Raw genomic sequence first — 9,491 nt, forward strand, 5'->3', positions numbered from 1 at the left:
CCCCGATCCCGGCGAGCATCGCCGCCCGGATCGCCGCGGGGTCCTCGGTGCGCGGGTTGTCGTCGGTGATGATGACCAGCTCGGCCCCGCGGGCGGCCGCGGCGCCCATCATGGGGCGCTTACCGTGGTCCCGATCTCCGCCTGCGCCGACGACCACACCGATCCGGCCCGTGCTCTGTGCGCGCAACGTCGACAGCACGGCGTCGAGGGCGCCGGGCTTGTGCGCGTAGTCGACGATCGCCAGGAACGGCTGTCCGCGGTCGACCCGCTCGAGTCGACCGGGCACCGACACCTGCGCCATCGCGGTGGCGGCCTCGGTGGCGCTCACCCCGGCGGCAACGGCGATCGCGACGGCCAGGGTGGCGTTGGCCACGTTGAACCGGCCGGGCAGGGGCAGCACCATCTCGACGCCGCTGCGCCCGGGGCCGGCGAGCGTGACGTGCTGCGACCCGTCCGGCTCGACGGTCACCTGCTCGGCACGCCAGGTCGCCGCGACGTCCGTCGTCGACACTGTCACCGGAGCGAATGACGAACCGGCAGAAGCTATCTCGGCCATCCGACGTCCCCACTCGTCGTCGACGCAGATCACCGAGCGAACCGCGCGGGTCGACGATCCGGCAGCGAACAGGAGTGCCTTGGCCTCGAAATAGGCGCGCATCGTCGGATGGAAATCGAGGTGATCCTGCGACAGATTCGTGAATGCGCCCACCGCGAAATGTGCACCGTCGACGCGTCCGAGCGCCAACGCGTGGCTCGAGACCTCCATGACCACGGCGTCGACGCCGCGTTCGACCATGGCGGCGAGCAACCCCTGCAGCGTCGGGGCCTCGGGGGTGGTGAGCGAACTCGGCACCGCGACGCCGTTGACCCGCGTCTGGACGGTGCCGATCAATCCCACCGAGTGCCCGGCGGCCAGCAGTGCCGCCTCGACCATGTAGGACGTCGTGGTCTTGCCGGAGGTACCGGTGATGCCGATGAGCTTGAGTCGCTGTGACGGATTGCCGTAGATGCGGGCACTGCCCCCGCCGAGGACACGCCGGGGTTCGGGATGCACGAGGACCGCGCAGGTGGCGTCGGTGGGTAGGACACGCGCCAATTCGGCTCGTCCCGCGGCGTCGGTGAGCACGGCGGTCGCGCCGCGTTCGACGGCGTCGGCGGCGAATCGGGCACCGTGGGTGCGGGCCCCCGGTAGCGCCGCGAACAGGTCACCCGGCCGGACGTCCTGAGCGCGCAGTGACACCCCGGTGACGGCGGTTGACGCACTCGCCTCGCCCACCAGATCGAGCCGCGCGCCGGTCGCCTGGGAGAGGACGCCGACCTCGGTGGGATCGAGATGGGTGGGGCGGCTCAGGTCGGTCGGCCGACGCCGCCGAGACGATCCGCTTCGTGCTGCTGCCATCGTGCCGATCCCCTCCTCTCACCCCGTCGAACACGTCTCGGGTCCGGACGAACCCCTGGTCATGTATCGGCTGTCGTGTGCCGACGCTCGTATGCCACTGCCGGCCGGTGTTGTCTGATACGCCCGTGAACGCACCCACGATACCGTCAGCCCGGCTGCCACCCGTGCAGGGTCGGCGCCGGGCGTCGGGGCTCACGAAGCCTGCAGCACCATACGCGGTGTGGGCTGCGGCGATTGCGGGATGCGGTCGTGCTGCAGGATCCACGATGCGATGGACTTGAACAGCGGTGCGGCCGACTGCCCACCCGAACCGTCGGAACTGCGCTTGGGATTGTCGAGCATGATCCCGACGACGAACCGTGGGTCATCGGCCGGGGCGATCCCCGCGAAGGTGATGTTGTAGCTCGAGTTCGAGTAGCACCCACACGCGGGATCGACCTGCTGTGCCGTACCTGTCTTGCCGGACAGCTGATAGCCCGGTACCGCGCCCTTGGCGCCGGTACCCTCCTGCTCGCCCGTCGGATCGTCCTGGAAGATCCCGCGGAACATGTTGCGCACCGTCACCGCGGTCTGTGGGCTCACGACCTGCACGCCCTGTGGTCGTGGTTCGTCGGACGGCGATTGCCCCTGTCGTGTCTCGGACTCGAGAATGCGCGGCGGGATGCGCAGTCCGTCATTCGCGATGGCCTGGTACATGCCGGTCATTTGCAACAGCGTCATCGACAGGCCCTGTCCGATCGGCAGGTTCGCGAACGAACCACCGGACCACTGGCTCAGCGCGGGAACCTCGCCGCCGCTCTCGGCGGGCAGACCGACGCCGGTGATGCGGCCGAGCCCGAAGCGGTTCACCATGTCGGCGAACCGTTGCTCGCCGACCTGCTGGGCCAACATGAGGGTGCCGACGTTGGAGGACTTACTGAAGATCCCGGTGGTGGTGTACGGGGCGACACCGTGCACCCACGCGTCGTTGACGGTCACCCCGGCCATGTGGATGCTGCCGGGAACCTGATGGACCTGTTCGGGTGTCGTCAATCCGTACTGGATCGCCGCCGAGGCGGTGATCACCTTGTTCACCGAGCCCGGCTCGAACGGTGAGGTCACCGCGGGGTTGCCGAGGTTGGCGTCGGGCTGATCCGACAACGGCTTGGATGCGTTGAACGTGCCGTCGTTGGCCATCGCGAGCACCTCACCGGTCTTCGCGTCGAGCACCACCGCCGACGCCGACCGTGCCCCGGATGCGGCCTTGGCCTTCATCACCTCGCTCTGCACGTACCACTGGATGTCGGAGTCGATGGTCAGTTGCACGTTGGCCCCGTTGATCGCCGGGTGGACGTTGCGTGTCGATCCGGGGATGATCGCGCCGTCGGAACCGCGGTCGTAGGTCTTGGAGCCGTCGGTGCCGGCCAGCACCGAGTCGAGTGAGGCCTCGAGACCGATCAGTCCGTTGCCGTCGTAATTGACGTCCCCGACGATGTTGGCGGCCAGCGATCCACCGGGATAGATCCGCACGCTCTGCGGATCGGCCCCGACCTCGGGGTAGTCGGTGGTGATCCGCGACGCGACGTCCGGGCTGATCGAGCGCGCGAGATAGACGAACGTCTCGTCGCTGGTGAGCTTCTTGTAGAGGTCGTCGGCGCTGATCGATCCGCCGAGCGCGCCCGAGACACCGTCGGCGATCTGGTGCAATCGCGTCTCGACGTCAGGCAGGCTGGGATTGTCCTTGTGCGCCTTGGCGATCGAGTTGCGCACCGCTTTGGGCAGAAAGGTCAACGACCGTGCCTCGTCGGTGTAGGCCAACGGCCGTCCGTTGCGGTCGAGGATCGCCCCACGCTTGGCGGTCATGATCTGCGTGTATTCGCGCTGCGCAGCTGCCTGTTGCGCCAGCGACGGTGCCTCGATGGTGTGGACCACCACCATGCGGATGGCCACGGCGATGACCGCGAGCAGTACCACCACACCCGCGATCCGACTGCGAACCACAAAGGTGTGCGGCCGCTTCGGGGGTTGTCGGGGGGGCCGCGGTGATCGGCCTGCTCCGCCGGCGGGCGATCGGCCTGCTCCGCCGGCGGCCGAATGGCCGGAGGCGGCCGGTCTGGTCGCACGTGTCGTCATGATCGTCAATTGTCCACCGTACTAACGCGTCTCCGGCGAATTTCCGCTCGGCGGGTTGCTCGTCGCCGGCGCGGGCACGGCCTGCGGCAGCACATTGGGCGCAGGCGCGGTCGCCACCGGGGCCGGCGGTGCCGTGACGGCACCGGCAGGTGCCGGGGTCGTCGGGGCCGTTGCACCCGGCGTCGCGGTGCCGGCCGGAGCGCCGGAACTCGGTGTGGTGGAGTTCGGTGCAGTGGAGTTCGGTGCGGCGCTCTGGGCGCCACCGAGACCCACCGAATCGTCGACCTTCTTCGGATCGATCGTGGCAGCCGGATTGGGCTGATCATCGGGATTGATCGAGGGCATCCGCTTTCCGGTGGCCGGCTCCGGGTCGCCGACGATGTGTGGCTTGCCGTCCGCGCCGACCACCATGCGTGCCGGGTTCTGATCGACCACCAGCCCGAGTGCCCCTGCCGCATCGGACAATTCGGGTGCCGAGTTACCCGACTCGAAGCTGCGCTTGAGTGCGTCGGTGCGATCGAGCAACTCCTGATTCTGTTGGCGGGCGATGCCGATCTGATAGGAGTCCTGCGCCGCCTTGGTGGAGAGCCACAGGCTCAAACCCAGGCCGAAGGCCAGCACCAGCAGCACCGGGATGACGAAGGGTATACGGGAGAGCCGTTCGGACAGGCTGATCCGCCGGGTACGAGACGCCACGACGACGGGCTTGGAGACCGAACCACGTTGCGATCCCCGCTCCTGCGCGGCGATCCGCTTGCTGTGCCGATCGATCGCCCGCTGGGCCGCCCGCGATCGGGTCGGCCGTCCGACTCCGCCGCGGGTGTGCCGGGTGGTGCGTTCGGTGGTGTCGGAATCCTTGTCGCGCAGTCGATCCTGGCGTTCGATGTCGTCGAGAAGGGTCATCTCACCTCCTCCTCTGCGATTCGTTCGATGACGCGGACCCGGACCGGTGCCGATCGCGGATTGGTGTCGAGTTCTTGTTGGTCAGGGCGCTCGGCCCCCCGGGTGACGAGTCGAAATCGTGGTGCCGTGCCGGGCAATTCGACCGGTAGACCGGGCGGCGAGGTCGAGGTCGTCCGTAATGCGAACTCCCGCTTGACGATTGTGTCCTCGAGCGACTGGTAACTCATCATCGCCACACGGCCACCCACCCGCAGCGACGCGAGGACCCCCGGAAGCGCTTGCCGGAGCGCCTCGAGCTCGCCGTTGACCTCCACCCGCAGCGCCTGAAAGGTCCGCTTGGCCGGGTGCCCACCGGTGCGCCGGGTGGCCGCCGGGATCGTCGCGTAGAGCAGTTCGACGAGCCGCGCACTGGTGGTGAAGGGCTCACGCTCGCGTTCACGCACGATCGCCGACGCGATCTTGCCGGCGAAGCGTTCATCACCGTATTCGCGGAGTATGCGGGCGATGTCACCGTGCGAATAGGTGTTGAGCACATCGGCCGCAGTAGGACCGGCCTCGGGATTCATTCGCATGTCCAGTGGTGCGTCGACGGCGTAGGCGAATCCCCGATCCGCCTGGTCGAGCTGCATCGAGGACACGCCGAGATCGAAGAGGGCGGCATCGATGCGGTCGGCGCCGGCTTCGGCGAGAACCGCTGGGAGTTCATCGAATCTGGCCTGGTGGAAGGTGATTCGATTGCCGAAGTCGGCCAGACGGGTAGCGGCGATGTCCAGTGCAGCCGCGTCCCGGTCGATCCCGATGACCCGGACCGACCCGAACTCCCGCAGGATCAACTCGGTGTGACCACCGGCGCCGAGCGTGGCATCGACGAACACCGGTTGTGCGACAGTGGGATTCGAGAGAGCCGGGCGCAACGATTCGATGATGCGTCGAGCCATGACGGGCACGTGCCCGTGTTCGCCGGAACGGCGTTCACCCGAGCGACGCGACGGCGGGGTCTGCGCACCCGCACTGTTGTCGTCGTCCTGCGGTGTCACCGGCCTGCCCCTCCGAGTGCGCCGACCCCCGAGCGGCCGCTCCCGTCGCGCGGGCCGGCCTCGATGAGGGGTGGCTGTCGTGTGTTGCTTGTGTCGGCTTGTGGTGGAGCGGGGTCCCGACCCGATCGCGCACCTGGCGTTGGGGAAGTACGCCAGGGTCGGACCGGGTCGGGGCCTCGTGCCACCCGAAGCCCTGTGCATCTGTCCTGCACCCACGTTGCGGAGTTAGAGCACCGCGCTCAACGCCGCGGAGTTCGCCGCCGAGAAGTTCTCCTCATGCTGGCTCTGGTAGTCACGCCATGCCTGTGCGTCCCAGATCTCCAGGTGATCGAAACTGCCGATCACCACACACTCCTTGGACAGTCCCGCGTACTGCCGATGCTCGGCCGACAGGGTGATCCGCCCCTGCCCGTCGGGCCGTTGTTCGTCGGTGCTGGCGAAGAAGTACCGCTGGAATGCGCGCGCTTCGGGATCGTTGCGCGACGCCTCCATCGTCTTCTCCGCGATCGCATCGAACTCCTCGGCCCGATACACCGACAGGCTGTGGTCCTGGCCGCGTGTGACCATCACCCCTCCTGCCAATGCGTCGCGAAACTTCGCGGGCAACGTGAGTCGCCCCTTGTCGTCCAACTTGGGCGTGTAGGTACCGACAAATCTCGTCGACATGTCGGCACCTCCCGCCCACCGGGTCCGGCGTTCCGGATCGCCTCACCCAGTGACGCCCACAGTACCCCACTTTCCACCACTTTCCACCCCAAACCCGCCTCGATTCCCCACCCGACCATAAACACGCAGGTCAAGAGCAGAAGTCAGGGTTCGACACGGCACGGATCGGTCGTGTCGTCGACAGGACAAGGCCTGACAGTTGTGGCCTGTGGTGAGGAATAGGGCTGGTGAGGTTGCTACTTCGGCCTCGTGGGGCGTGGTGGGGCATCGGGTGGGGCGTGGTGGGGAACGCGGTGGGGCGTGGCAGGGGGACTTGATGGATCCGGTGGCCGAGCCCCGGAAGCGGGCATACGACAGCAGCCGCACACCCCGTAGGGGTGTGCGGCTGCTGTGGTGAGTCAGTCGCGGAACCTCAGTGGGTTCGTCGCGGGATCACTCCTGCTCGAACCGGCGGTTGAAGCGGTCTTCCATGCGTTCGGTGAACTTGCGCTTGGGCGTTGCGGCCTTCGAGCCGCGCCCGCCCGAGCCGCGGTCGGCCGATGGCGGCGCACCCTTGCCGGGTAGCCCGCCCCAGAGCGCAAGCAGCGCGGCGGCGAACATGACAAGGAAGCCGACGAGACTCAGGATGGGGAAACCACCCACGTCGAGTCCGATGATGGGTCCCACGATCAACAGCGCGAGACCGAGGACGAAAACGACGGCCGCCTGGATGCGGCGACGACCGGTCGACCGCCCGAGGCGGCGCCGGGTAACGCTGGACGCGAACTTCGGGTCCTCCGCGTACAGAGCGCTTTCGATCTCTTCGAGCATGCGCTGCTCGTGCTCCGAGAGTGGCACCGACCCTCCTTACCTGTTACCGACGAGCCATCGACGAGATGTTCGCCGCGATACTCGCCTGATGACTGTGTTCGCGGCCTACGACCATGATACGAGGTGATTCCGGCGGCGACCACCATAACCGCACTCGTTGGATCGTTTTTGTGTTCGGGGCTGTTACCGGCGCCTATGCGATGACGTGGCGAGGCATCGATGCGTGACCCCCAACGGGTTGTGGCGCATCACGCAGGATGTGCCAGCGATCCGGATTGCGCACCATGTCCGCCTTGTTCGTAGGCGATCACCACGCCCTCGACCGTGTCCAGGAATGTCAACACCAGGCGATGCAGCTCGGCGACGACGACGGGATCGACGTCTCGCTCCAATCCGGCCTCGATGTTCATTCGAAGAACAGACCATGCGGCGAAGCGTTCGGCCTGTTCGGCCAGATCCGGCATGATCACCGCCAGACGATTCCACGCGTTCGACGACAACCCGCGCGTCGAACGGCCGCTGGTCGGCTCACCGATGGCCAGTGCGGCACCGGCGGCCCGCAGCGCGGTGAGGTACAGCTGCCGGAAGCGTTCGGCGTCGTCGGTGATCCCGTCGGCGTTCTCGAGAAGGAGATCGGCACGTTCGAGCAGGTCACGTGCGCGCCCGACCACGATCGGATCCACCTCGACCTGTGTGGTCGTTCGACGTGTCATCATGGGCCTCCCTCCGTTGTCGCGGTGCTCACGGGCGGCCAGTTGGGCTGTACCGGCCGTTCCCTCGGGTCAACGCGGTCCGAGGGCAGGCGCTTCCCTCGCCCACCGCCGGACCGCGTCGGTCGTCGGGTGGCGGCGAACAGCTTGCGGAGGCACATTCATCGAACACCCGTTCGACAGATTCAATATTAGTCAGATCTGGTCGCCGGAGCAAGGCGTGCGGGCAACCCGATGCGCAACACCATGCCCGACGCCACCGACACAATGCCGCACTCGGCCGGGGTGCAAGGAACGACGACAGGAAGGACCGCACGTGACGATTCGGATCGCCCGTCTCGACGGACGTGACTGTGCGGTCTGGCTCGGTCCCGCGCTCGAGATCTACGTCACAGCGATGAATTACCCACGCGGGACCGAGATGCATCGCGCCGGATTGTGGCGCGAGCACATCCGTCGACCCGGCTGGGAGGCCTACGGCGCGATCGCGACCGCGCCCCACGCCGAGGACGGCTCGCTGGACCTCGTCCGCCGACGGTTGGAGCCGCCCCTGTCCCCCGGCGGCGATGAGGTGCTCGTCGGCATCGCCTACGGCTATCGCGGAGCGCGCGACCAATGGTGGAATCAGCAACTCCGCGCCGGCTTGCGATCGATCGGTCGGGACCCGCGGGTCATCGATGAGATCACCGAGGACTACTTCGAGCTGACCGAACTCCACGTCCATCCGAGTGCCCAGGGGCATCGGATCGGTGAATGGTTGCTGCATCGCCTGCTCGCCGACCGACCCGAACACCACGTCCTGTTGTCCACCCCGGAAATCGCCGACGAGGGCAACCGCGCCTGGGCGTTGTACCGGCGCATGGGATTCGGTGACGTGCTGCGCGGATTCACCTTCACCGGCGACCCGCGCCCGTTCGCTTTCCTCGGGCGTCGACTACCCCTGGCCGCACCCACGATCGTGCCGGGCGCCGCCGCCGGTCCCATCGTTCCCGGCGAATCCGACCGCACCCGATGACCGGGCACCCGGTGGGCGATGCGATCGTCGTCGGCGCCGGCCACAACGGGCTGGTCGCGGCCGCCTATCTGGCCCGGGCCGGGCGCTCGGTGAGCGTCGTCGAGCGCGACACCATCCCCGGTGGGGCGGTGTCGACCATCGAACGCTTTCCCGGCTATCGCGTCGACCGGGGCTCGTCGGCGCACCTGATGATCCGCCACTCCCCGGTCCTCGACGAACTGGCACTCGCCGACGCCGGCCTGACCTACCTCGACTGCGACCCGTGGGCGTTCTGTCCGGCGACCGACACCGCCGGTCCGATCGTCTTCCGCACCGACCTCGACGCCACGTGCGCCTCGATCGAACGTGCCTGTGGACGTCCGACGCCGACGCCTACCGCGCCTTCGTGGCGACCTGGGCACCGCGCGCCCGAGCTCTCATGCGCTCCTTCTACGAGCCGGCCACGCCGGGTCGGTTCGCGCGTGCCTTCGGCGGGCTCGGCCCCACCGCCACCACCGCGCGGACCGGCCTGTTCGGTGCGCGATCGGGTCGGATGATGTCGGTGACCCAGGATCTGATGTCGTCCGGGGATGCCCTGCTGGACCGCTGGTTCGGCTCCGAGCACCTCAAGGCCGCCCTGGCCTGGTTCGGCGCCCAGTCGGGCCCGCCCATGAGCGCCCCCGCGACCGCTCCGATGATCGGGTTCGCGGCACTGATGCACCAGATCCCACCCGGCCGCGCCGTCGGGGGCAGCGGAGCGTTGACCGATGCCCTGGTGCACCGTCTCACCGGTGACGGTGGCGAGGTGATCACCGGTGCGGCGGCCACCGCGATCACCCGATGTGGCGACCACTGGCGGG

At 68.0% G+C, this 9,491-nt stretch carries 8 protein-coding genes and 1 pseudogene; 2 read left to right on the forward strand and 7 right to left on the reverse strand.

Translation table 11 applies throughout. The features are described from left to right. The 7 genes from B1964_RS13370 to B1964_RS13400 form a co-directional block, all read right to left on the reverse strand. Positions 1-1,399: UDP-N-acetylmuramoyl-L-alanyl-D-glutamate--2,6-diaminopimelate ligase (locus tag B1964_RS13370; protein WP_079930109.1), on the reverse strand; the 1,399-nt coding region annotated here is incomplete at its 3' end. A 192-nt stretch (positions 1,400-1,591) separates the two neighbouring features. After that, entirely contained in the window at positions 1,592-3,511 is a 1,920-nt protein-coding gene (locus tag B1964_RS13375; RefSeq protein ID WP_158512637.1) for a penicillin-binding protein 2, read from the reverse strand. A gap of 21 nt (positions 3,512-3,532) precedes the next feature. Continuing rightward, entirely contained in the window at positions 3,533-4,414 is an 882-nt protein-coding gene (locus B1964_RS13380) for a hypothetical protein (protein WP_020170917.1), read from the reverse strand. Continuing rightward, a complete protein-coding gene (rsmH, locus tag B1964_RS13385) occupies positions 4,411-5,451 on the reverse strand; it encodes a 16S rRNA (cytosine(1402)-N(4))-methyltransferase RsmH (RefSeq protein WP_006370511.1) in 1,041 nt (346 codons plus the stop codon). The genes B1964_RS13380 and rsmH overlap by 4 nt, the downstream gene beginning before the upstream one ends. Before the next feature lie 225 nt (positions 5,452-5,676). Beyond that, positions 5,677-6,117 (reverse strand): division/cell wall cluster transcriptional repressor MraZ, encoded by a 441-nt coding sequence (gene mraZ / locus B1964_RS13390; protein ID WP_006370512.1) that lies wholly within the window; start codon positions 6,115-6,117, stop codon positions 5,677-5,679. Positions 6,118-6,549: 432 nt separating this feature from the next. Next, a complete protein-coding gene (locus B1964_RS13395; RefSeq protein ID WP_006370513.1) occupies positions 6,550-6,954 on the reverse strand; it encodes a DUF3040 domain-containing protein in 405 nt (134 codons plus the stop codon). A 221-nt stretch (positions 6,955-7,175) separates the two neighbouring features. Continuing rightward, on the reverse strand, positions 7,176-7,643 hold the full coding sequence (locus tag B1964_RS13400) for an SAV_6107 family HEPN domain-containing protein (RefSeq protein WP_006370514.1): 468 nt from the start codon (positions 7,641-7,643) through the stop codon (positions 7,176-7,178). Between the two features lie 310 nt (positions 7,644-7,953). On the opposite strand from B1964_RS13400, the gene B1964_RS13405 reads away from it, so the two are divergent. Further along, positions 7,954-8,652, forward strand: a complete 699-nt coding sequence (locus B1964_RS13405) for a GNAT family N-acetyltransferase (protein WP_020170916.1) — start codon at positions 7,954-7,956, stop codon at positions 8,650-8,652. Next, positions 8,649-9,491 (forward strand): annotated as a pseudogene (locus B1964_RS13410) (NAD(P)/FAD-dependent oxidoreductase); the annotation flags it as partial. The gene B1964_RS13405 and the pseudogene B1964_RS13410, both read left to right, overlap by 4 nt.

The sequence above is a fragment of the Gordonia sp. i37 genome, assembly GCF_002043085.1.
In the GTDB taxonomy this organism is placed as follows: domain Bacteria; phylum Actinomycetota; class Actinomycetes; order Mycobacteriales; family Mycobacteriaceae; genus Gordonia; species Gordonia polyisoprenivorans.

Coding starts and splice junctions, on each gene's coding strand:
- mraZ (WP_006370512.1), bottom strand. CDS start 6,117: ATGTCGACGAGATTTGTCGGTACCTACACGCCCAAGTTGGACGACAAG.
- B1964_RS13400 (WP_006370514.1), bottom strand. CDS start 7,643: ATGATGACACGTCGAACGACCACACAGGTCGAGGTGGATCCGATCGTG.
- B1964_RS13375 (WP_158512637.1), bottom strand. CDS start 3,511: ATGACGACACGTGCGACCAGACCGGCCGCCTCCGGCCATTCGGCCGCC.
- B1964_RS13380 (WP_020170917.1), bottom strand. CDS start 4,414: ATGACCCTTCTCGACGACATCGAACGCCAGGATCGACTGCGCGACAAG.